The organism is Clostridium sp. NSJ-49, from assembly GCF_014287725.1.
GTDB classification, from domain to species: Bacteria; Bacillota; Clostridia; order Clostridiales; family Clostridiaceae; genus Clostridium; species Clostridium disporicum_B.
On record NZ_JACOOP010000033.1, the window covers coordinates 1 to 20,050 of the forward strand.

General features: G+C 28.0%; 29 protein-coding genes and 1 pseudogene. 4 read left to right on the forward strand and 26 right to left on the reverse strand.

Annotated elements, in window-relative coordinates; translation table 11 throughout:
• Positions 1–373 precede the first annotated feature (373 nt).
• From H8S10_RS11830 to H8S10_RS11875, 10 genes are all read right to left on the reverse strand, one after another.
• Complete coding sequence (locus H8S10_RS11830) at positions 374–1,606, reverse strand: cation:proton antiporter (protein WP_186838994.1); 1,233 nt, start codon at positions 1,604–1,606, stop codon at positions 374–376.
• Between the two features lie 14 nt (positions 1,607–1,620).
• Positions 1,621–2,229, reverse strand: coding sequence for a TetR/AcrR family transcriptional regulator (locus H8S10_RS11835; RefSeq protein ID WP_055263751.1), 609 nt, complete (start codon positions 2,227–2,229; stop codon positions 1,621–1,623).
• 218 nt (positions 2,230–2,447) lie between these two features.
• On the reverse strand, positions 2,448–3,107 hold the full coding sequence (locus H8S10_RS11840) for a hypothetical protein (protein ID WP_186838995.1): 660 nt from the start codon (positions 3,105–3,107) through the stop codon (positions 2,448–2,450).
• Between the two features lies 1 nt (position 3,108).
• On the reverse strand, positions 3,109–3,678 hold the full coding sequence (locus tag H8S10_RS11845; RefSeq protein WP_055263755.1) for an NAD(P)H-dependent oxidoreductase: 570 nt from the start codon (positions 3,676–3,678) through the stop codon (positions 3,109–3,111).
• A gap of 279 nt (positions 3,679–3,957) precedes the next feature.
• Positions 3,958–5,385 (reverse strand): 6-phospho-beta-glucosidase, encoded by a 1,428-nt coding sequence (locus H8S10_RS11850; protein WP_186838996.1) that lies wholly within the window; start codon positions 5,383–5,385, stop codon positions 3,958–3,960.
• A gap of 227 nt (positions 5,386–5,612) precedes the next feature.
• On the reverse strand, positions 5,613–6,338 hold the full coding sequence (locus H8S10_RS11855) for a hypothetical protein (protein WP_055263759.1): 726 nt from the start codon (positions 6,336–6,338) through the stop codon (positions 5,613–5,615).
• Positions 6,339–6,341: 3 nt separating this feature from the next.
• Entirely contained in the window at positions 6,342–7,109 is a 768-nt protein-coding gene (locus H8S10_RS11860) for a hypothetical protein (RefSeq protein WP_186838997.1), read from the reverse strand.
• Positions 7,099–7,980 (reverse strand): ABC transporter ATP-binding protein, encoded by an 882-nt coding sequence (locus H8S10_RS11865; RefSeq protein WP_186838998.1) that lies wholly within the window; start codon positions 7,978–7,980, stop codon positions 7,099–7,101. Before H8S10_RS11865 ends, H8S10_RS11860 begins: the two co-directional genes overlap by 11 nt.
• Before the next feature lie 3 nt (positions 7,981–7,983).
• Positions 7,984–8,346, reverse strand: coding sequence for a GntR family transcriptional regulator (locus H8S10_RS11870; RefSeq protein WP_186838999.1), 363 nt, complete (start codon positions 8,344–8,346; stop codon positions 7,984–7,986).
• A gap of 484 nt (positions 8,347–8,830) precedes the next feature.
• Entirely contained in the window at positions 8,831–9,229 is a 399-nt protein-coding gene (locus tag H8S10_RS11875) for a MerR family transcriptional regulator (RefSeq protein ID WP_055263779.1), read from the reverse strand.
• 119 nt (positions 9,230–9,348) lie between these two features.
• Here H8S10_RS11875 and H8S10_RS11880 point away from each other — a divergent pair, with 119 nt between their 5' ends.
• The 3 genes from H8S10_RS11880 (at position 9,349) to H8S10_RS11890 (ending at position 11,534) form a co-directional block, all read left to right on the forward strand.
• Entirely contained in the window at positions 9,349–10,194 is an 846-nt protein-coding gene (locus tag H8S10_RS11880) for an aldo/keto reductase (protein ID WP_186839000.1), read from the forward strand.
• A 12-nt stretch (positions 10,195–10,206) separates the two neighbouring features.
• Positions 10,207–10,827, forward strand: coding sequence for a flavodoxin family protein (locus H8S10_RS11885; RefSeq protein ID WP_055263783.1), 621 nt, complete (start codon positions 10,207–10,209; stop codon positions 10,825–10,827).
• A 125-nt stretch (positions 10,828–10,952) separates the two neighbouring features.
• Entirely contained in the window at positions 10,953–11,534 is a 582-nt protein-coding gene (locus tag H8S10_RS11890) for a histidine phosphatase family protein (RefSeq protein ID WP_186839001.1), read from the forward strand.
• Between the two features lie 110 nt (positions 11,535–11,644).
• On the opposite strand, the pseudogene H8S10_RS18130 reads toward H8S10_RS11890, so the two are convergent.
• Positions 11,645–11,743, reverse strand: a pseudogene (locus H8S10_RS18130) (arsenate reductase ArsC); the annotation flags it as partial.
• 69 nt (positions 11,744–11,812) lie between these two features.
• On the opposite strand from H8S10_RS18130, the gene H8S10_RS11895 reads away from it, so the two are divergent.
• Entirely contained in the window at positions 11,813–11,971 is a 159-nt protein-coding gene (locus H8S10_RS11895; RefSeq protein ID WP_186839002.1) for a hypothetical protein, read from the forward strand.
• A gap of 242 nt (positions 11,972–12,213) precedes the next feature.
• Here H8S10_RS11895 and H8S10_RS11900 read toward each other — a convergent pair whose 3' ends face one another.
• The 15 genes from H8S10_RS11900 to H8S10_RS11970 all read right to left on the reverse strand — a co-directional run bounded on the left by H8S10_RS11900 (position 12,214) and on the right by H8S10_RS11970 (position 20,038).
• Positions 12,214–12,600 (reverse strand): hypothetical protein, encoded by a 387-nt coding sequence (locus tag H8S10_RS11900; RefSeq protein WP_186839003.1) that lies wholly within the window; start codon positions 12,598–12,600, stop codon positions 12,214–12,216.
• A gap of 86 nt (positions 12,601–12,686) precedes the next feature.
• Positions 12,687–12,869, reverse strand: coding sequence for a hypothetical protein (locus H8S10_RS11905; RefSeq protein ID WP_186839004.1), 183 nt, complete (start codon positions 12,867–12,869; stop codon positions 12,687–12,689).
• Positions 12,870–12,894: 25 nt separating this feature from the next.
• Entirely contained in the window at positions 12,895–13,086 is a 192-nt protein-coding gene (locus H8S10_RS11910; protein ID WP_186839005.1) for a hypothetical protein, read from the reverse strand.
• 114 nt (positions 13,087–13,200) lie between these two features.
• Positions 13,201–13,698 (reverse strand): YcxB family protein, encoded by a 498-nt coding sequence (locus tag H8S10_RS11915; protein WP_186839006.1) that lies wholly within the window; start codon positions 13,696–13,698, stop codon positions 13,201–13,203.
• Positions 13,699–13,796: 98 nt separating this feature from the next.
• Entirely contained in the window at positions 13,797–14,078 is a 282-nt protein-coding gene (locus H8S10_RS11920; RefSeq protein WP_186839007.1) for a 50S ribosomal protein L7/L12, read from the reverse strand.
• A 90-nt stretch (positions 14,079–14,168) separates the two neighbouring features.
• Positions 14,169–14,477 (reverse strand): hypothetical protein, encoded by a 309-nt coding sequence (locus H8S10_RS11925; RefSeq protein ID WP_186839008.1) that lies wholly within the window; start codon positions 14,475–14,477, stop codon positions 14,169–14,171.
• 58 nt (positions 14,478–14,535) lie between these two features.
• Positions 14,536–14,655, reverse strand: coding sequence for an LPXTG cell wall anchor domain-containing protein (locus H8S10_RS11930; RefSeq protein WP_186839009.1), 120 nt, complete (start codon positions 14,653–14,655; stop codon positions 14,536–14,538).
• Between the two features lie 296 nt (positions 14,656–14,951).
• Complete coding sequence (locus H8S10_RS11935) at positions 14,952–15,422, reverse strand: hypothetical protein (protein ID WP_186839010.1); 471 nt, start codon at positions 15,420–15,422, stop codon at positions 14,952–14,954.
• On the reverse strand, positions 15,419–16,069 hold the full coding sequence (locus H8S10_RS11940; protein WP_186839011.1) for a type II toxin-antitoxin system antitoxin SocA domain-containing protein: 651 nt from the start codon (positions 16,067–16,069) through the stop codon (positions 15,419–15,421). The genes H8S10_RS11935 and H8S10_RS11940 overlap by 4 nt, the downstream gene beginning before the upstream one ends.
• Before the next feature lie 276 nt (positions 16,070–16,345).
• On the reverse strand, positions 16,346–17,329 hold the full coding sequence (locus H8S10_RS11945) for an N-acetylmuramoyl-L-alanine amidase (RefSeq protein ID WP_186839012.1): 984 nt from the start codon (positions 17,327–17,329) through the stop codon (positions 16,346–16,348).
• 64 nt (positions 17,330–17,393) lie between these two features.
• The gene (locus H8S10_RS11950) at positions 17,394–17,813 is read right to left on the reverse strand and encodes a phage holin family protein (protein ID WP_186839013.1); all 420 of its coding nucleotides are present in this window, start codon (positions 17,811–17,813) and stop codon (positions 17,394–17,396) included.
• Positions 17,814–17,892: 79 nt separating this feature from the next.
• Entirely contained in the window at positions 17,893–18,030 is a 138-nt protein-coding gene (locus tag H8S10_RS11955) for an XkdX family protein (RefSeq protein WP_186839014.1), read from the reverse strand.
• Between the two features lies 1 nt (position 18,031).
• Positions 18,032–18,409, reverse strand: a complete 378-nt coding sequence (locus H8S10_RS11960; RefSeq protein ID WP_186839015.1) for a hypothetical protein — start codon at positions 18,407–18,409, stop codon at positions 18,032–18,034.
• 13 nt (positions 18,410–18,422) lie between these two features.
• Entirely contained in the window at positions 18,423–19,097 is a 675-nt protein-coding gene (locus tag H8S10_RS11965) for a hypothetical protein (RefSeq protein WP_186839016.1), read from the reverse strand.
• Between the two features lie 14 nt (positions 19,098–19,111).
• A complete protein-coding gene (locus H8S10_RS11970; RefSeq protein WP_186839017.1) occupies positions 19,112–20,038 on the reverse strand; it encodes an Ig-like domain-containing protein in 927 nt (308 codons plus the stop codon).
• Positions 20,039–20,050 lie beyond the last annotated feature (12 nt).

Consider the following 20,050-nt stretch of genomic DNA (forward strand, 5'->3'; position numbering starts at 1 on the left):
TGTTAATAAAAAGGAAGATAAGATTTGTTCTCTAAGCAAGCTTAAACGAGCTAGTTAGCTCTTTAACAACCTAATATTTTACATTTTATTATCCTCATAAGGATAGTCTGCCCTTTTTTAGGTCACTTTATTACTAATAATCCTAATTTTCCTATTTTTTCATCTCTAATTAATATTCACTTTTTAAAAGATCAATTATGCTCATCTCTATATAGCTTACTAATAATATGCATATTTTTAGATGCTCCGCTTAAAGAGCATACTATAATATTAATAAAAAATTATGGAGTTTCATTTACATAAAAAAATAAAAAGTGGATTCTAATTGAATCCACTTTTTTTTACTTCTTATTTACTTAACTTATCTAATTTATTAACTTACTACTTTTGAGTCAGGAATTTGTTTTTCTGATTTAATTTCTCCAGCCATCTTAAATGCTTGCTTTGCTAAAAATACTGCAATAATTTCATTTATTACTGCCGCTGCTGCAATTGTTCCTTGAATCATAGTTGCATACTCAGGTGCTATTGGTAATAAAGTTGTTACTGCTATTCCTGTAAATAAAAGTGATACTCCTGAATGAGGAAGTAATGAAAGCCCTAAATACTTACATACATTCTTGTCAGCCTTTGATATTTTACCACCAAGGTATGCACCTAATATTTTACCTATAGCACGAGCTATTATATATACAGCAGTAAGTGCTCCAGCTCCTAATATTAGATGATAATCTAGTGGCGCTCCTAATGCTACTATCATAAGCATTAATGCCACTCCAATAATAGGATTCATAGCTCCCATTATTTCTTTTAATCTCTCTTCTGAAACCATATTTGCAATAACAGCTGAAAATGCTATACCTACTAATAATAAATTAATTTCTAATATATTTTGACTTACAAATCTACCAATCATAGCTGTAACAATTATAAGCAGCATATTCTTTATAATAGTTTCTTTTTTATCACAGCTCTTACGTAGAATTTTACCACTTACATATCCAGTTATTCCACCTACTACCATCGGTAAAATTACCATCATTAATATAGGAAGTATTTGGATTCTTCCACCAGTATACATACTTGAAACTCCACCAATAACTAAAAAGAATACTATTACTGCTAATATGTCATCTAACGCTGCAAGTGGTATTAAAGTTTTTGCAACTGGTCCATTTGCCTTGTACTCTCTAACTATTGATAAAGATGGTGCCGGAGCTGTTGCTAATGCAATTCCTCCAAATATTAATGCAATTGACATTGGAATATCTTCAACAAAGAAAAATGCAATTGCTACTATTATAAATGTAATCAACCCTTCAAATATAGTAATAGTTACTATCTGTTTTCCTGACTTTTTAATTTCTCTCAATATTAATTCCGTACCAATTAACATACCTGCAGTTACTTCTCCAACGTTACTTAAAATATGAAACCAATTTGAGTCTAGCAATCCTTGTGTCATCCAATTTAATGCGTGAGGTCCTATAATCATACCTGTTAATAACCATCCAAGAATAGATGGTAGTTTAACTTTAGTAACTAGCTTCCCTACAAAAAATGCTATTACAACAAATACTGTTAATAAAATAATTCCTTTTATCATTTTTACTCCTCCATTTATTTATCTATACCTTCAAAGACCATTTCTATCATTATTTTATGGTCTTTTCTAAACTCTTCTATTACTGTATCTTTATCTTTATCCCCAATATTTCTCATATGCTTTTCTTCTAACTTTTCACCTATAATCATTATTAACTCAAAGGCTTTTTCTCTATCAAATTTAGGATTTATATCTATATTTTTAATGATTTTGTATATAAGATTATTATTATACTCTTGAAATTCTTCACTTAATTTAATAGCTTCCTCAATGTTATAATAAAGTACAGAATTTACTATAAGCATTGAATAAAGGGGGTTCTCCCTAAAGAATTTGAATTTAATATCAAAATATCTGCTTATATAATCTATCCCACACTTATCTTTATCATCTATTTCAATATTTACATTTTCTTTAAATCTATCTATAGCAAACTTAAGTGCATGTAAGTAAATTTCTTCTTTTGATTTAAAATAATAATAAATTAACCCTTTTGATACTTTAGCCTTTTTACAAATACTATTTGTAGATGCTGCCTTATATCCATTTTCAGCAAATTCTTCTATAGCTGCTTTTATTATTTTATCTTTAACCTCTGCATTTTGAAGTTCTTTATCACTCATATCTAAACCCCTTTATATTATTACTTTCATCATTTTAAATAGTACCACCAACTGACCACTTGGTCAATAATCATCTTGTACCATATTACACTTTATAATTTCAATATGTACCACATTTAATAGAATTTTCTCAAAAAAATAAAAGATGTATCAAAATAATACATCTTTAAAATATTACTACTATAATATTTAACAGTTTTTTTAATATTATAATCCAATTATTTAATTTTATATGGCTTCTTGTTAAAACTTGTTGTATATACCTTGTTTTTAAATCCTGAACTTATCCATCCCAAGTTTCCTGCTTGCATATAAAGTACCTTATTCATATTCGCTTCTGCGTACAAATCCTTACCCATAGATTCTCCACTATTTATAACATCAATAAGCTTGTCTAAAACTTCCTTTATCGATGATTTAATCTTAGCCTGCCATGGAATACTAGAACTATTTCCAATAAACGGACCTGTTCCAATGCCTATTCCCCCACCATATCTTAATTTTTCTATGTGATTTGTAAAGTTTCTAAGTATCTTAAGTGCTTGCCTATTCTGTTTACCTTCATAAAAGCCGCAATTAACAATACCGTATATCCTAGAATCACATTTTATATTATTTTCTTTTGTGTATTTTTCAAATCCCTCTAAAAATTTAATTACTGTAGATGGAAGACAATCTACATAAAGAGGAAAAGCAATTACTATATTATCGCAATTAGTTAATACATGAAATTTATCTACATCTTTTATTCTTTTATCTGCTATAGAAATTTCATAAACATTATTTTCTTTATCAAAGTAACTTTTAACTACTTCCAGTAAGTATTTACTACAAGATTTTTCTCCTTTAGGACTTCCATTAATCAATACGATATTCATCTTAATTCACCCCACACAAATTATCTAATCTAGTAGTAATTTTATTTTGTATGTTATTACTATCTTCAAGGATTAAAAATTCATTTTCTTTACAATGAAAATTAATCATATTTCTATTAAACAATTCTTTAAAAGTACTAGCTTCTCCAGTATATAATTTAGTAGAATATCCTATTACAAACATCTTAAAATCCTTTTTATATCTTTTTTTATGATGCATCTCTCCATTAGCTAATTGAAAAAACGGTGAAATATTAGGTATCATTCTATCAAGAATAACTTTAAATGATGGAGAATACATTCCATACAATATTCTTGAAACTAAAACTATGTAATCACATTCTATAAACAATCTATTCTTAAGCTCATTATCATCATTTATAATACATTTACCAGGAGTTTTTACCCAACAATTAAAACATCCTACACATGGATTTAAATTCATATCGTCTAAATATAAAAAATACTTTTCAACCTTACCCTCTACATGATTATCAATTTTTTTTACTATTTCATCTCTCAATTCTTTATCTCTATCATCAGTATCTACTATTATTAAAATACTTCTCATAAACATCCTCCAAAACCTATTCTATGTTATTTTTTAACATAACTATAAGTAATTTAGGCTTTACCCCTCCTTTTAACCAAATTATTTAATACCCCATCATTTAAATAAGTATAAATTTTGCGCATTATAATAATTATATTTAATATCTACCCTATATAATTCCTATTTTAATAATATTTTTAAATACTTATTATGATTAAATTAATATTAGATTAACACTTATATAATAAAAAAGCCAGCAAAGCTGACTTTTTATTATAATAAATTTTTAATTCTTAATTATTCTAAATCTTCACCATTTGATGCTATAACCTTCTTATACCAATCAAAGCTCTTCTTTTTACTACGTTTTAATGTTCCGTTACCTTCATTATCTCTATCTACATATATAAATCCGTAACGTTTTTTCATTTCACCTGTTCCAGCACTTACTAAGTCAATTGGTCCCCATGTTGTATATCCTAGTAAATCAACACCATCTTCTACAACTGCATCTCTCATTGCTTTTATGTGTGCTCTTAAGTAATCTATTCTATAATCATCTTCTACATATCCATTTTCATCTGGAGTATCTACTGCGCCTAATCCATTTTCAACTATGAATAATGGCTTTTGGTAACGATCATATAATGTATTCATTGTTATTCTTAATCCTAGTGGATCTATTTGCCATCCCCATTCACTTGCATCTAAGTATGGGTTCTTTAATGAAGCGAAAATATTTCCTTCAGTTGTTTTATTAACTTCTGGGTCTGCACTTGCACATCTGCTTGAATAGTATGAGAATGAAATAAAGTCTACAGTATGGTTCTTAAGTAACTCTAAATCTCCTTCTTCCATTACTGGCATTGTACCCTTTCTTTCCATTTCCTTTAATGCATATGCAGGATATTGTCCTCTTGATTGAACATCTATAAAGAAATAATTTTCTCTATCTGCATTCATTCCCTTCCAAACATCATTTGGATTACAAGAATATGGATAAGTTTGTCCAGCTGCAAGCATACAACCAACCTTGTTGTTAGGGTCTACTTCATGAGCAATCTTAGTTGCAATAGCACTTGCTACTAATTCATGGTGAGCTGCTTGATACTTAATCTTTTCTTCGTCTTCTCCTTCTTCAAAGTAAAGACCAGCACCCATAAATGGAGCATGTAAAATCATATTAATTTCATTAAATGTTAACCAGTATTTTACTAGTCCTTTATATCTTCTAAAGATTACATTACATAAGTTTTCGTAGAAGCCTACTAACTTTCTGTTTCTCCATGCACCGTATTCTGTAATTAAGTGCATTGGACAATCAAAGTGAGTTATAGTAACTAATGGTTCTATTCCATACTTATGACACTCTTTAAATAATTCTTCATAGAATCTTAAACCTTCTTCATTTGGCTCAGTTTCATCTCCATTTGGGAATATTCTTGACCAAGCTATTGAACAACGATATGTTTTAAATCCCATTTCTCCAAATAATTTTATATCTTCTCTAAAACGGTGATACATGTCTATTGCTTCTTTTGCAGGATAGAAATGTTCATCATCAAAATCAAACATCTTCATTTTACCTGCTATTACCGCAAATCTATCTTTTCCTACTGGAGAAACGTCTACATTTGCAAGTCCTCTTCCACCTTCATTATATCCACCTTCACATTGGTTTGCAGCTGTTGCTCCACCCCATAAAAAATCTTTTCTAAAACCCATTTTTTCTCCTCCTAAAAGCTCCACATTCTAATATAATAAACATTTCATACCTTTACTCACTTTTTATTATATTTCTATAACAGAAAAAATAATTTCAAATTTTGAAAATATTTAAACTATTTTGCTATTATTTGTTCACTTTACGAAAACTATAGTTCATAAAAAGAAAATAAAAAATTCACTACCTAACAAGTATAGACTTACTAGGTAGTGTTCCATAAGCTTATTTATTTTACTGTAGCCTTTCTAATCATCTTAAACGAACCAAAAATACATACACCAAATACTAATATATAAATCAACAACACCAAAAATACCCTATTATCTGTAGATGGTCTAATCTTATCCAAAATAAGAAACCTATCATCTATATTAAACCATACTATCCACAATCCTACTGAAAGTACTGACCATATAAGCTGAGTCCTTTCACTAGTTTTTAAATTAATAACACCTATTATTAACCCTATAACAGAAGCTAAACTATAAATCATAAATGAAAACAACACTGATCCTATAATTGCATTCAAGCCACCATCCTGCATCCAAATAATTCTTCCTTCTACATCTGTAAACTTTTCAAAGGTTGTAAAGTAAAGATCATAAAATGTAGGTGCTTTGATAAATAAATTCATTGTTCTATTTATAGCAAAATCTATTACTGCCATAAGCGCTGATATAGGAAATATAGAAATTATAGTTCCTTTTATAAAAGTACTTCTTGATATATTATTAGCTTGTGCAAACTTAAATTTATTTTTTAATGTATCTGATGCACAAGAAAGTAAAAATATAAAAGTTAATACGTCCATTATTACCGGTAAAAGAATCTCTCCATATTGCCCTATATTTATAAAAAACATTAGTACTATTGATATTATAAGATAAAAATATATAATTCTTTTTCTCATGTCTATTATATTAAACTTTGCTACCCTTAAACTTTTATCCATAGACTATTTCCCCTTAACTTCAGCTTTTTTAATTAATAAAAATGATATTCCTGTTAATACCATTACAATTAATATTAAACTTAAAAAAGCTAGATAAACATTATTTGTTTCTATTCCAAAAACTTTTCTTATACCTTCATATACTGAAGGGAAAAAATATCTATTGTTTAACTCTATAACTCCAGCTATATTTAACAATGCTATTGGAATTATTGATACTACAACCTTCATAATTGTATTACATCTAAAATATATCATATTTATCACTACACCTAATACATAAGCAAAGCAGTATAACGCTAGCAATAAAAGAAATGTATTTATTATTGTTAAAAAACTATTACCTTGAATCCATTCATTATATATCCCTACTCTATCAGCTCCAGTTGAAGTATATAATATATCATAAATAGTAGGCATTTGAACAAAGATATTGGTAATCCTATTTATCATCACATCAATTACAGCCATCACCACAGCTATTGGAAATATTGATTCTATAACACCAATAATAAATGATTTTCTTGATATATTATTACTTTGTGCAAAATAAAAATTTTCTTTAAAAGAATTTAATCCACATACAAAAAGAAATATTACAGTTGCTAGCTCCAATCCTGAATTTACTATATGAAAGTTATCATTAAAATTAGTAATATTTTGTACTGTTGTAAAAGTTACTACAGCTATTATAATTAAATAAAATATTATTATAGGCTTTACCATATCATTTATATTCATTTTAGCTATTTTAAAGCTCTTATTCACCATGACTCTCCCCCTTATTAGTCAAGTATATGAATAATTTTTGAAGCTCTACCTTTGAAAATTCTAAACCTAGATTTTCTGCTAACTCCTTATCTTTGCTATTAATCTCACCTAGAACTGTAGCAGATTTATAATTGCTTAATGATTCAATATTTACAATCTCTTTAGCTTCAATATATTTATCAACATTTTGACCTAAACCTGATACTGTATAAACCTTGTTTAATAATTCTTCTGATTCTTCTGTATTAACTATCTTTCTATCATTTAATATAACTACATTTTCTAAAAGGCTAGAAACCTCCTCAATAATGTGAGTTGATAATATTATAGTCTTCGGATTTTCAATATAATCCTTCATTAGCTCCTTATAAAATAATTCTCTATGATTTGCATCTAACCCAAGGACCGGCTCATCGTAAATTACAATCTCTGCATTTGATGCCATAGCAGTTATAATCTTAGCTATCGAACTATAACCTGTTGAAAGACTCTTTATCTTTTTACTTATATCAAGGTCAAACTTTTTAGAAAGCTCTAAAGCATATGACATATTAAAGTTTGGATAAAACTCTTTTGTATATTTAAATATATCCTTTACCTTATAGCCTTCTGGAAAAAGGTTTCTCTCTGTCATAAAGTATATTTTTTCTAAAGCTTTATCATTTTCACGAATATTTTCACCATCAACTTCTACAGTTCCATCATCTTGAAAAACTCTATTTGTAATTATATTTAAAAGAGTAGTTTTCCCAGCTCCATTTCTGCCTAACACCCCATAAATTTTATTTTCTTCAAAAGTAAGCGAAATATCATCTAGCACTAAATTATCATCATATTTTTTTCTTAAATTTTTTATTTCTATCTTTGCCATATCTTATTCCTCTCTCTCAATCATCTTTATAATATCTTCTTTAGAGATATTAAGTTTTTTTGCCTCTTCAATTAAAGCTACAATGTAATCCTTAAAAAATCTCTCTTTTCTTTTATTCATAAGTAAGTCTTTGCTACCCGCTGCTACAAACATACCTATACCTCTCTTTTTATAAATAATTCCTTCATCAACAAGAATATTAAATCCTTTTCCAACAGTTGCTGGATTAATTTTATACTTTACAGATATCTCTGTAGTTGATGGAATCATCTCATTTTCTTTAAAAATATCTTTTAATATATTATCTTCAATAGCCTGTGCAATCTGGATATATATAGGTACATCATTAGTAAACTCTAAATTCATACGTCGCCTCCTATACCTTTATAATTTAATATATTCAACTATAGTTAATTAGTTCATTGCTTATATAATTAACTATAGTACTAACTTACTTCATTGTAAATATTTTACTTATATTTCTTTTAATAAATCATATTTCATCTTTAGACATTCTTCTTAGTTCACTTTATAAAATTTAGATATTTAGTGAAGCTCTTTACAACTTGTAATAAATTCAATTATTTCTTTATTAATAACGTAGAATAAATATATAAAGTTTTTAAACAAAAAAAGACCTAGAGCTTTTTTTGGGGGATTAAGCTCTAGGTTATTTTCAATATTAAAATTTTACAAAAGGTTTTTTATTTAGGGGACATAATAATTTATTAATTACTACAAGATTTATAATACTCTTTATTTATGTCAATTATGTGACATAAATATTTATTTTTAATATTTTCACTTACATTTTTCTTACCTTTGACTTACAATTCAAATAATCTTCTTACTAATCTTCTACATCAATTAAATTACTTTCATATTCTATTTTTCCAGTAAGTACACCGTCATAGAAAGCTTGTTTATTATCAATAAAATTAATACACTCATTAATTTCTTTAATTTGATTTAATAACGCTTCTTTTGATTTATTAAGCATCTCTTTTCTTTCTGGAATTGTAGACGGTCCTTGTAAGCAATAATTCATATATAATTTCATATCTTTAATACTCATACCACATTTCTTTAAACATTGTAGTCCCTTTAACCATGCAACATTTTTTTCATCAAAAATACGATAATTATTTTTATCTCTTTTCACATTAGGCACTAAGCCTTCTTTACAATAATACTTTAATGTTTCGTATGATATCCCAACTTGCTTACTAACCTCTTTCATTGTGTACATAAAATTTTCCTCCAAAACTATAAAATATTTACAAAAAACTATTGCACGGTAGTTGCTACCGAGTGCTACACTATTAAATTGTAAGGCAAATATTGTTAAAATTCAAGGAGTGATAAATAATGAACTATGTAACTTTAAATAATGAAATTAAAATGCCATCAGTTGGTTTTGGAGTTTTTCAAATTCCTGAAAAAGAAGAATGTGTAAGAGTGGTAAAAGATGCTATTGATGTGGGCTATCGTTTAATTGATACTGCTCAAGCTTATGGTAATGAGGAAGCAGTAGGAGAAGCTATTAGGGAATCATCTGTACCTAGAGAAGATTTGTTTATAACAACTAAAGTATGGATTAGTAATGCTGGATATGAAAAAGCAAAGAAATCTATTGAAGAATCTTTAAATAAAATGAAATTAGACTATTTAGATTTAGTACTTATTCATCAACCCTTAAATGATTATTATGGAACATATAGAGCTATGCAGGATCTATACAAGGAAGGAAAAATAAAAGCTATAGGAGTATCGAACTTTTATCCTGACCGTTTAGTTGACTTATCCTTATTTAACGAAATAGTACCAGCCGTTAATCAAATTGAGGTCAACCCATTTCATCAACAAATAGAAGCACAAAAAGTTAATGAAAAGTATGGAGTTCAGTTGCAGGCATGGGCACCATTTGCTGAAGGAAGAAATGGAATGTTTACTAATCCAGAATTGAAAGCTATTGGAGATAAATACAATAAATCTGTAGCTCAAATTATTCTAAGATGGTTACTTCAAAGAGGAATTGTTCCACTATCTAAAACAGTTAATAAAGAAAGAATGTTACAAAATATTGATATTTTCAATTTCGAATTAAATGAAGATGATATGAATAAAATATCTTGTTTAGATAAAAAAGAAAGCTCTTTCTTTAATCATCAAGAAGCATCATCTGTAGAAATGTTAGCAAGTCTAGTTAGATAGGAGGAAATATAAATGAAAGTATTACTGATAAATGGAAGTCCAAATGCTAAAGGATGTACTTATACAGCATTAGAAGAAGTCTCTAAAACCTTAAATCAAGAAGGTATTGAAACAGATATCGTTCATGTAGGAAATAAAGATATTAGAGGTTGTATCGCATGTCGTCAATGTAGGACAAAAGGTAAATGTGTATTTAATGACATAGTTAATGAAGTCGCTCCAAAATTAAATGAATGTGATGGTATAGTAATAGGTTCGCCTGTATATTATGCTTCAGCAAATGGAACGCTTATTTCTTTTATTGACCGTCTGTTTTATAGTAGCATGTCCATTGATAAAAGAATGAAAGTAGGAGCTGCTGTAGTAAGTTGCCGTAGAGGTGGAAGTACTGCTACATTTGATGAAATTAATAAATATTTTACTATCTCAGGTATGCCAATTGCATCAAGTCAGTATTGGAATATGGTACATGGTAATTCTGCTGAAGAAGTAAAAAAAGACTTAGAAGGAATGCAAACAATGCGTACATTAGGTAAAAATATGGCATTTTTAATGAAAAGTATTCAATTAGGCAAAGAACAATTTGGATTACCAGAAAAAGAAGCTCACATATTTACAAATTTTATTAGATAGAGAATCTAGACAATTATCTAAAATTAATATAATTACCTTATTCATTAGTATTGAATAAGGTAATTCATTTAATGGTCTTTCTAAATATAAATTAAACTATAATATATTAAAACGGGGATGAATTTATGAAAAAAATATTGTACTTAATGAGACATGGGCAAACACTTTTTAATGTTAGACGAAAAGTCCAGGGATGGTGTGATTCTCCATTAACTAGCCTTGGAATTAGACAAGCTACCATAGCCGGAGAATATTTCAAAGCAAATAATATAACTTTTGATCATGCCTACTCATCTACATCTGAAAGAGCTTGCGACACTTTGGAATACGTTTCTAACACTCCATATAAAAGAGTAAAAGGTCTTAAAGAATGGAATTTTGGTACATTTGAAGGAGAAAGTGAAGACTTAAATCCACCATTACCTTATGGAGATTTTTTTGTTAAATATGGTGGTGAGGATGAATTTGAATTAAGAAATAGAGTTGCTGAAACACTCCACTCTATTATGAAAAATGATGACCATAATACTGTTTTAGCTGTTTCTCACGGAGCTGCTTGCCGTCAATTTATGAGATACTGGGCTCATACTAGCGATGTTGACCAAAAAGAAAGGCTTGGCAACTGTTGTATATTAAAATTTGAATTTGAAAATGATAAATTTAAATTATTAGAAATAATTAATCATGACTTTAGCAAATTAAAATAATGCTAATTAAAAAGCCGGCAAATTGAACTATACTCTATCAAATAGACTTTGTTAGTTCATTTTTTCCGGCTTTTACTATATCATTTTTACTGTGAATACCTTTATATTATTTATAGTTTATTATTTTTAATTCTTTCTGCTAAGTCTTTAACTTTAGCTTCAATAGTTTTTGCTATCTTTATAAACTCTTCATCTGACTTTCCTGTTGGTAAGGGTATATTAGTAATAATTATATTGTAATGTGCTATAATAAAAACATTAATATTGGAGGTTCTATGATGTTTGAATTAAAACTACCTGATATAAATAATCCGTTTAAAACAAGACTAGGAGAAAGAATTGTAGACTTAGATAAGTATGTAGAAATGTTAAAGCGAAATAATACTCCTTTTACAGAGCAGCAGTATGAAGAAGCTAAGAAGAACTTAGGTAAATAATTTTAATTTTTTATGCCTAGTGAATAAATATTTTACTTATGGATATAATCTTAAATGTTTTTTGTTATTTTTCATTATTATACTACTCCCTAAGCTACTCAGCTTAGAGTACAATATAATATTACCTTAAAGCTCTGTGTTACTACAGGGCTTTTTGAATTTTAAAATAAAAAAATACCGCATATTCTTTCTGAATAATACGGTATTACGAATAAATTCTTAAGATTATGAAATGTAAAATTCTATTTTTTCTCTACATGTCCTAGTTTATTTATACACCAATATATCCCAATACAAAATAATGGAACTATACTTATATAAACTAAAACATTAATAATTGTAAAGTCTACCGAGTTTGAAACTTCTCCATAGTTTAATAAATAACGACACAGTAAACCTAAAGCCGTAAATACTAATATTAATATGAATACTCTTATTGTATGCTCTTTCCCAAAAAGTCCAGTAAAGCATATACTTATAAGCCCATACCAACTAATTGCTAGAAATAACCTTCCAAAATCTAATGAAGATAATTTAATTGGAAAAATAGAAAGACCGCTTAAGAAAATCCATCCCAATAATAGTATTAATGATATTACTTTATGATTTTGTAAATTTATTCTCTTCATAACTTCTCCTATAAACTCAATCAACACTAGGTAAATGAACTCGTCTAATAATACTAGTTACCTGGAATTAATTTAACTATATAAAATCACTTTATATCTTTTAACTTTTTAATTAACTTATCTAAAGAATAAAGTCCTGGACTAAAAAATCCTATCATCCATAAAATCATAATAAAACTCTCATCTACTCTACTACCGGTAAGAATAAAAGGTAATATTATTAAAACTCCTATAATTCCACCTAGTATTGATAATGCAATTAACTTCATTATTCTTCCCCCTAATAGTCTTAAATCAATACAGATTAAAATGCTCTAATAGAAGTCGCAATGCATTTGAACATACATAAATAATTGCAAATATTTTTGCCTTCGCATAGTTTTTATTTTTTAAACCAATGAAAAAATAAACAATCATTGCAATAAATGCACCAAAGATAACAATAGCAAGTAAGTATCTAAGTATCGCTTGATTACTAGCAATCATTTTATTATAACCTCCTTATTTAATTAGGCATAAATAATACAAATACGTGATATTTTAATATTATTCTAAATAGTTAACTTAATAAATTATATAACTATCAGCCTAAGGAAAATATTATTTTATATTTTTACATCTTTCTTTAATAAACGTTTTGAAATCATTTACCTGTTTATTATCTAAGCAATCCTTAAATACTATAATATATTGATTGGCTTTAGTGAAAAGAACGTACATATTATTAATTTCTTCTATCCTTACAAATGCGTCATATTTTAATTGAACTGTTGCGCCAATACTTAGATTATTTACTACTGCCCCAGTTTCATCAAAAAACACTTTATAACAATATTCATTTACTCCTGTACTTTCCTTCATTATAGAAAGGCTTTTTTTGTAAAAAATATTTATAGCTAAAAAATATTCTAAAATAAATACCAAAACCATAAATGCAAAAAACATAGAAGTCTTTAATGATACAGGAATGCATATTATAGAAAATATAGCAGATATAATCATGAATGTTCCCAAAAATTTTTTAAACCTTGGTGATATTGAATATTTTTTTAGTATCTTTAAAACCTCTTCATTTAGTATTCCAGTTGTTTCAAACATATTATCCCCCTCATTTAATCAAATTAACTTGCGAATTATTTAATACAGTTACTCGTTATAATTTAAGATTCCGAATTAACTTAACAATAAATTGAAATTTATAGTGTATCAATATATTTCTTTGCCTCTACTAAATCCATAGAAGTAACTTCTCTTAACTTTTTAACAGCTTCAACTTCTTTTCCACTGTTTTTCAGATGAACTATATATTCTTTTTCTTCATCAGAAATAAAATATGTAGCTAATTTCTGATTTCCAGTTTCTTTACACAAGTTATCAATCTGTATCTGTTGAGATTTAACTTGTTTCTTTAATTCAGTTATTTTCATATAAAGTAAGCTTATGCTAATAAACATTAAAATTAATATCCCATATTCCACAAATTTCACCTCCACTGCAAATTCTTATTTATTGAGCAATTTAATAATCAACTAAATCGCTTAACAATACAAATACGTAATATTTTAATATTATTCATCTCTTTTTTTGAAACCTATAATACTAGTTATAAGAACTATTAATAGTATTTCTACTATCCATACTATTGTTAGTGTCAATATAAAACTAAATAATGTTCCAAATGTATAGTTTAACACCCTATATAAATATATACCTGTCATTATACCCAAAAAAACTGAAATTCCATTTGCTATTCCTTTAATTCTAATTGTTAAGTCTGTACTACAGTTACTACATTTAATACAATTATTTTTATCAAATAAAGATTTAAAAATTTCCTCAAACCCTAACTTTTTCTTACACTCTGGACATATTCTCATAACATCACCCTCAAATACTAATTATTTAATTATGTTTTTAAGCAGTAATTTACTACTATTACTTATTTCTTTTTTTCATATATAATAATAACCCTAATCCTATAACAAAGATTATTCCTATTCCAACAAATAACGGTGAAATTTTAATAGCTACTAATTCTCCTGTTACACTTTCCATAAAAATCCTCTCCTTAATTTAAGTATATAAATTTATACGTTAATTATATCATATTTTGTAAATATATTGATATTGAACTTCAAATTCGAATTTTATTAATCATTTAATAATATCTCCCAATTAACTTTATAATTTATATAAATATACTATTTAGTGCTAATGTCTATAATTATAAAGGTGAATCTAGCTAAGCTTTTAAGTTTAGCTCTCCGTACAATCCGCTTAAGGAAAAACTCCGTAATACAACGGAGCTTTTTAATTACAAAAAAAATAAAAGTAGCAATTAAGCTACCTTTTTATTTATCATCACTCTCACTAGTCGCAACTTCTTCTTTTGCTAAATCTTCAATTGTTCTTTCTATCTTTGGGGAATTATTTATTAAAAGTTCATCTTTGCTTACTAATTTTTCTACTATAGTATTATCTGTTCTATAGTCTTCAAAGAATTTTATTATATAATCTAAGTCATAACTATTCAGTTTTTTACCTTCAGCAAATAAACAATTTTCTAATCCTTCAACAGTAGGAATAATATAAAGAGAATCCATTTTTACCATACTTTTCATCCTAAATGGTGGATTATATCTATTTATAACTATATTGCTATCGTATAAAACTTTATGAGACTTCCCTTTTATAGAACTAACATTTAAAGCATAAACTAAATTTTCATTTTTCTTTATAATTAAATAAGGTCTATTCTTATTTGCTCCCCCGCCATCAGCATACCCTATTTTTAAATTTAAAGCCTGACCTAATTCAATCAATATACTACAAGCCCTTGTGTTTCATCAAAATAAAACGAATATGATTCTTCATCGGCCGGGTACTTTTTCAACTCACTTATTATATCTTCTTTGATTTTAGTTTCACTTGGATCATAATAAAATGTGCTATTTTCTAATTGTATAGGTATTAATCCTTCATCGATTTCTACATCTAACAATGTTTTTATTTTAGCAATATCATTTTTGTATTCTTTTAATATAGATTCAAATTTTATAATTGAATCTTCTTTGTAGTGATAATTATTATATCTTGAATGTTCGTAATTATCCTTCCAAAATTTAAATTGATGTGTTAAATCAGATAGTATATTAGAGTCTAAATGACTAAATATTTTCATTGTTTTATCCAAAATATCTACTTCTGATTTATCAAAATTATATGTTGTTTTTGTTAAGGATTTAGTAAAAGTTCTATAGTTTTTATATTGTAATCTTATTTCTTCTACCACTAACCCTTGTTTAAAAGCATATATATCTTCATCAAAAAGCTTTTCTCCACTACTGACTATATTCAATAATTGAGCAAAAACTAAAAGTTTATTTAACTTTATATTGCCTGAAAGCGAGTTTTCTAAATTAAGGCCATTATCATTAAACCATTTAACTACACTAGTCGCTTTACACATAATTACCTCCCCTTACCAAACCTATTGTTAACTAAATTTTACCATAAGACGGGAAATATTCAATATTTTTTATGCCACTTTTGACAACTTTTTATTACATTTTGTAATTTTTTTTAACATTTTAGTAATATTTTTTTATTATTGCTCAATTAATTTCCCAAAATATACGGGAAATATATATGAATTATAAAAATACGTTCTCTATATTGACTCAAATAAAAAAAGGCTAGAGCTCCAATTACGGAACCCTAGCCTTTTACAATTGCACTTATTTAATTATTTAGCATATCCATAACTTTCACCAGTACTTAAATCTTTTACTTTTAAATACCCAGTAGTTCCATTATTTCTTGCATATTCAATCCAATTAAAACCATTCTTATTTACTATAACATGATGATAAATTACGTGTTCCCCTGGATAATAAACTACATTTGTCTTTGCATTTTCTTCTGGAGCAGTTCTAACAGTTACAGCAGTATCAAAATAGAATGTTCCATTTTCAGCATATCTTTTTTCATTAGATACATAAGAAATAACTACATTTCCATTTTTATCGTATACAATAGCTTTATTTGAAGTAGCCATATTCTTAGCATATTCTAATACGTTAAATGCCCCTAATTGCTTGCCTTCTGATGTTCTAACATAGTAATTTACCTTTGGTTTTTCTGTAGATTGTGGTGGTTGTGGAGTTGGTTTTACATAGCCATCTTTTTTACTTATACCAAATCCTTCAGCAATACCTTCCACCATAGCATTACAAACTTTAGTGAAATTACCATTATATCTATTCATATCACCTTGATTAGATATAAAGCAAGTTTCTATTAACGCTGCACTTGTACCTTTATTTTTTGCAGTTCTTATTACTCTAAAATCCTCTCTCTTTACTCCTCTATTTGAATAACCTAATGCGGCTACTTTATTAACTATAGCTTGTTCAACTGTAATTCCTTGCTCGGAAGGTGTCACCCAAATTTCTACTCCTGTAGCTTCTGGATTAGCAGCAGAATTAAAATGTATTTCAAATACATAATCATAATTAGCAAAGTTAACTTGTAGACTTCCATTTCCTATATCAGCATAAGCATTTCTATTTGTAGGATAAACATCAACTATCACATCATATCCACCAAACAGGGCTTTTACCTCATTAAGTACCCTTCTTGTTTCAGTTGCTTCAGTTCCATATCCAACTGCTCCTGGATCTCCTGCTCCGTGTCCTGCTATTAATAATATTCTTAATGTTTTACTCATTTTTCATTCCTTCTTTCTTTTAATTTATTTTTTAATAAAAAAGAGAGCCTACTGGCCCTCAGAATTACTGTTTATTTAATTCCTTCTTTTCTCCATCTTTAAGCTGCGCTAATGCGTCTTTTAATTTATCTGGTATAGGTAAGCCTAATCCAGCACAATTTTCTAATAAACTAATTCCCTCATTAGCTATGTAGAAGTAACAAATTAACGTCCTAAATACCCACGTACCTGTATTTAATAGCCTATCTAATAACACAGCAACTATTAATACTATAAATATTACAGTTTTCCTCGCTATTCCTTTAAGTCCTACATCACTAGATACCTCCTTATTTATCCATGCTCTTAGTAATCCTGTAATATAATCTAGTACCATAAATGCAATTAAGACTACTAATGCAGTGTCCCAACTCCCAAATAACCACGTTAATCCTGTTCCTATTGTTGCTACAATTACTTTAAAATAATTTAATATGTTTTCCATTTTTACACCTTCCTTTTTCTTATATCTCCAAGCTTTTGGAGTTTTTAAAATAATAAAAAGCCTAGTTCCCTAAGCTTTTTTACACTAAATATTCCTCTCCAGTTATCTCTTTATACTGTTCTTCTGTTATTTTATTACCCTTAACAAATACCTTAACCTCTCCATTTGTATAAATACCTTTATCATAATATCTTTTAATTTTTTCAAACCAATTCATCTTACATACCTCCAACTACTAAAAGTAAATCTGCTATATCATTTTCGTTCTGCTCTAGTCTAATATCTTTATTTACACTATCTAATAATAGATCTGCATTTTCATTTTCTAATAATTCTATTCTTTGTTTTAATAATTCCGCTTCGCTTGGTGGCGCTGGGGGTAATGGTTTTGGTGTGTATTCCTCTATCAAATCAAATAGAGTAACTCCAGTAGCATCAGCTTTAACTCTAAATTGCTTTCCTTCACTTTGTAGCTCAAAGAATTTATTGTATTCTTCTTGGGTTACTGCGTAATCTGTTGTTTCGTCTATTTCGTGTATTCCTTCAACAACGAATCCAAATTTATCATTTTCTATTCTTAAGTAGTATTTATTCAAATTTATCACCCCTTTAATATCCTATTGCTAACACATAGCAATTTGCAAAACTCCCACTATTAGATTCTAGATTTTTAATATTTACATTAAAATAACCTTTATTTACAAATTTAGCATTACAATTAAACAAATTATTATAAGTAGAATCATTATCTATATAAGTTACATTCGCAAATATACTTAGATAATTATTAGGAAATGTTATCGGCAAATTCCCTTCTATTACTCCTTTCCCTTGACTAATGCTCCCTCCAGCATATAACCATTGTATAATTATTCCATTAGGAAGTTTAGTATAACCATTAGCATCTTTAGAAGAAATATAATCACTTGAATCTATAATGTTTTTCCTAGTTCCGTTATACCAAGTCGTAGGTTTAACCTCAGATACTATTTCTGTTCTTTGTAGTGTGCTTCCGACCATTACAGCTCCACTATCAACACCTTCTGTTCCTTGCCAAATCAAAGCATTTACAATCCCATTTGCCTCAGATTTAATTTGTTTCCCTCTAGGAATTATAATATCTCCACCAATTTCTCCACCATTAGCCTTAAAATTTTCCCAAGCTTGTATAACTGCAAATAATTTTTCATCAATAGTATCCCAGTTAAAATTCATAACTGTTATGTCAGGTGGGCTATCTGTTAATTCTGGCTTTTTAAATTTATAATTTTTTGTAGTTTGCATTCAATAATTCCTCCTTATACATCTAATGCTTCTATTTCTATTTTGAAGCTTTGATTAACATTTACTGGATTAGGCGTAATTGTTACTTTATTTATTGTTGGTGCAACTGTATCTAAAATTGCTGTTCTTGTAACTTCTGTATACTTACCAGCCTTATCAGTGGCCTTTATTTTAATTAAATTACTTCCATTTGATAATTTAACAACTTTAGAGAAACTTCCATCTGCATTTACCGTTACATTTGAATACACAGTACTTCCTACTGTTATATCAAGTTTTATAGGTCCACTTGTAACATCTGCTGTAGTTCCTGTGATTGTTAATGATGTTTGATTTGTATAAGTTGTACTTGCTGATGGATTTGTTACTGTTAATGTTGGTGGTACTGTATCTACTGTGAAGCTTATACTTTTTGCTGTAGCAGCATTTCCATCATTATCTGATACATTAATTGTTACACTATGTACTCCATCTCTAAGTGCTGAAGGTGGTGTATATGTTCCGTTATATCCTCCTGTTACAGCTGTTAATACCATTCCTGGTGAAGTATTGGTTAAAATAGTTCCATCTATATTAAATTTCAATGTGCTTAATGCTATACCAGAACCATTAGTTTCATCTCTTAATTGGAATGTTATAGGAGTTGCACTATTAGTTACATATGATCCTGTGCTTGGACCTGTTATTGCTATAGTTGGTGGAGTTATTTCTTTAACTCTTAATCTCAAAGATTCTCCTAAAACTGAATCTGAACTATTTTTAGTGGTTACATTTCCAGCTAAATCTGTGGCTTCCACTACTACTGGATAAAATCCTCCTGAAAGATTAAAACTAGTTATTGCTGGTGCTGCTATAGTTGCTTCATACTTTCCAGTAGAAGAATTTAGAGTTAAGTTTGTCCATATTCCATTTATTTGTGCTCTTACCGTTTTTACCGCCATTATTACCCTCCT

Excerpts from the sequence above, each read along its gene's own strand:
- H8S10_RS11830 (WP_186838994.1), bottom strand. The coding sequence starts at position 1,606 with ATGATAAAAGGAATTATTTTATTAACAGTATTTGTTGTAATAGCATTT.
- H8S10_RS11835 (WP_055263751.1), bottom strand. The coding sequence starts at position 2,229 with ATGAGTGATAAAGAACTTCAAAATGCAGAGGTTAAAGATAAAATAATA.
- H8S10_RS11840 (WP_186838995.1), bottom strand. The coding sequence starts at position 3,107 with ATGAATATCGTATTGATTAATGGAAGTCCTAAAGGAGAAAAATCTTGT.
- H8S10_RS11845 (WP_055263755.1), bottom strand. The coding sequence starts at position 3,678 with ATGAGAAGTATTTTAATAATAGTAGATACTGATGATAGAGATAAAGAA.
- H8S10_RS11850 (WP_186838996.1), bottom strand. The coding sequence starts at position 5,385 with ATGGGTTTTAGAAAAGATTTTTTATGGGGTGGAGCAACAGCTGCAAAC.
- H8S10_RS11855 (WP_055263759.1), bottom strand. The coding sequence starts at position 6,338 with ATGGATAAAAGTTTAAGGGTAGCAAAGTTTAATATAATAGACATGAGA.
- H8S10_RS11860 (WP_186838997.1), bottom strand. The coding sequence starts at position 7,109 with ATGGTGAATAAGAGCTTTAAAATAGCTAAAATGAATATAAATGATATG.
- H8S10_RS11865 (WP_186838998.1), bottom strand. The coding sequence starts at position 7,980 with ATGGCAAAGATAGAAATAAAAAATTTAAGAAAAAAATATGATGATAAT.
- H8S10_RS11870 (WP_186838999.1), bottom strand. The coding sequence starts at position 8,346 with ATGAATTTAGAGTTTACTAATGATGTACCTATATATATCCAGATTGCA.
- H8S10_RS11875 (WP_055263779.1), bottom strand. The coding sequence starts at position 9,229 with ATGTACACAATGAAAGAGGTTAGTAAGCAAGTTGGGATATCATACGAA.
- H8S10_RS11880 (WP_186839000.1), top strand. The coding sequence starts at position 9,349 with ATGAACTATGTAACTTTAAATAATGAAATTAAAATGCCATCAGTTGGT.
- H8S10_RS11885 (WP_055263783.1), top strand. The coding sequence starts at position 10,207 with ATGAAAGTATTACTGATAAATGGAAGTCCAAATGCTAAAGGATGTACT.
- H8S10_RS11890 (WP_186839001.1), top strand. The coding sequence starts at position 10,953 with ATGAAAAAAATATTGTACTTAATGAGACATGGGCAAACACTTTTTAAT.
- H8S10_RS11895 (WP_186839002.1), top strand. The coding sequence starts at position 11,813 with ATGTTTGAATTAAAACTACCTGATATAAATAATCCGTTTAAAACAAGA.
- H8S10_RS11900 (WP_186839003.1), bottom strand. The coding sequence starts at position 12,600 with ATGAAGAGAATAAATTTACAAAATCATAAAGTAATATCATTAATACTA.
- H8S10_RS11905 (WP_186839004.1), bottom strand. The coding sequence starts at position 12,869 with ATGAAGTTAATTGCATTATCAATACTAGGTGGAATTATAGGAGTTTTA.
- H8S10_RS11910 (WP_186839005.1), bottom strand. The coding sequence starts at position 13,086 with ATGATTGCTAGTAATCAAGCGATACTTAGATACTTACTTGCTATTGTT.
- H8S10_RS11915 (WP_186839006.1), bottom strand. The coding sequence starts at position 13,698 with ATGTTTGAAACAACTGGAATACTAAATGAAGAGGTTTTAAAGATACTA.
- H8S10_RS11925 (WP_186839008.1), bottom strand. The coding sequence starts at position 14,477 with ATGAGAATATGTCCAGAGTGTAAGAAAAAGTTAGGGTTTGAGGAAATT.
- H8S10_RS11930 (WP_186839009.1), bottom strand. The coding sequence starts at position 14,655 with ATGGAAAGTGTAACAGGAGAATTAGTAGCTATTAAAATTTCACCGTTA.
- H8S10_RS11940 (WP_186839011.1), bottom strand. The coding sequence starts at position 16,069 with ATGTGTAAAGCGACTAGTGTAGTTAAATGGTTTAATGATAATGGCCTT.
- H8S10_RS11945 (WP_186839012.1), bottom strand. The coding sequence starts at position 17,329 with ATGAGTAAAACATTAAGAATATTATTAATAGCAGGACACGGAGCAGGA.
- H8S10_RS11950 (WP_186839013.1), bottom strand. The coding sequence starts at position 17,813 with ATGGAAAACATATTAAATTATTTTAAAGTAATTGTAGCAACAATAGGA.
- H8S10_RS11955 (WP_186839014.1), bottom strand. The coding sequence starts at position 18,030 with ATGAATTGGTTTGAAAAAATTAAAAGATATTATGATAAAGGTATTTAT.
- H8S10_RS11965 (WP_186839016.1), bottom strand. The coding sequence starts at position 19,097 with ATGCAAACTACAAAAAATTATAAATTTAAAAAGCCAGAATTAACAGAT.
- H8S10_RS11970 (WP_186839017.1), bottom strand. The coding sequence starts at position 20,038 with ATGGCGGTAAAAACGGTAAGAGCACAAATAAATGGAATATGGACAAAC.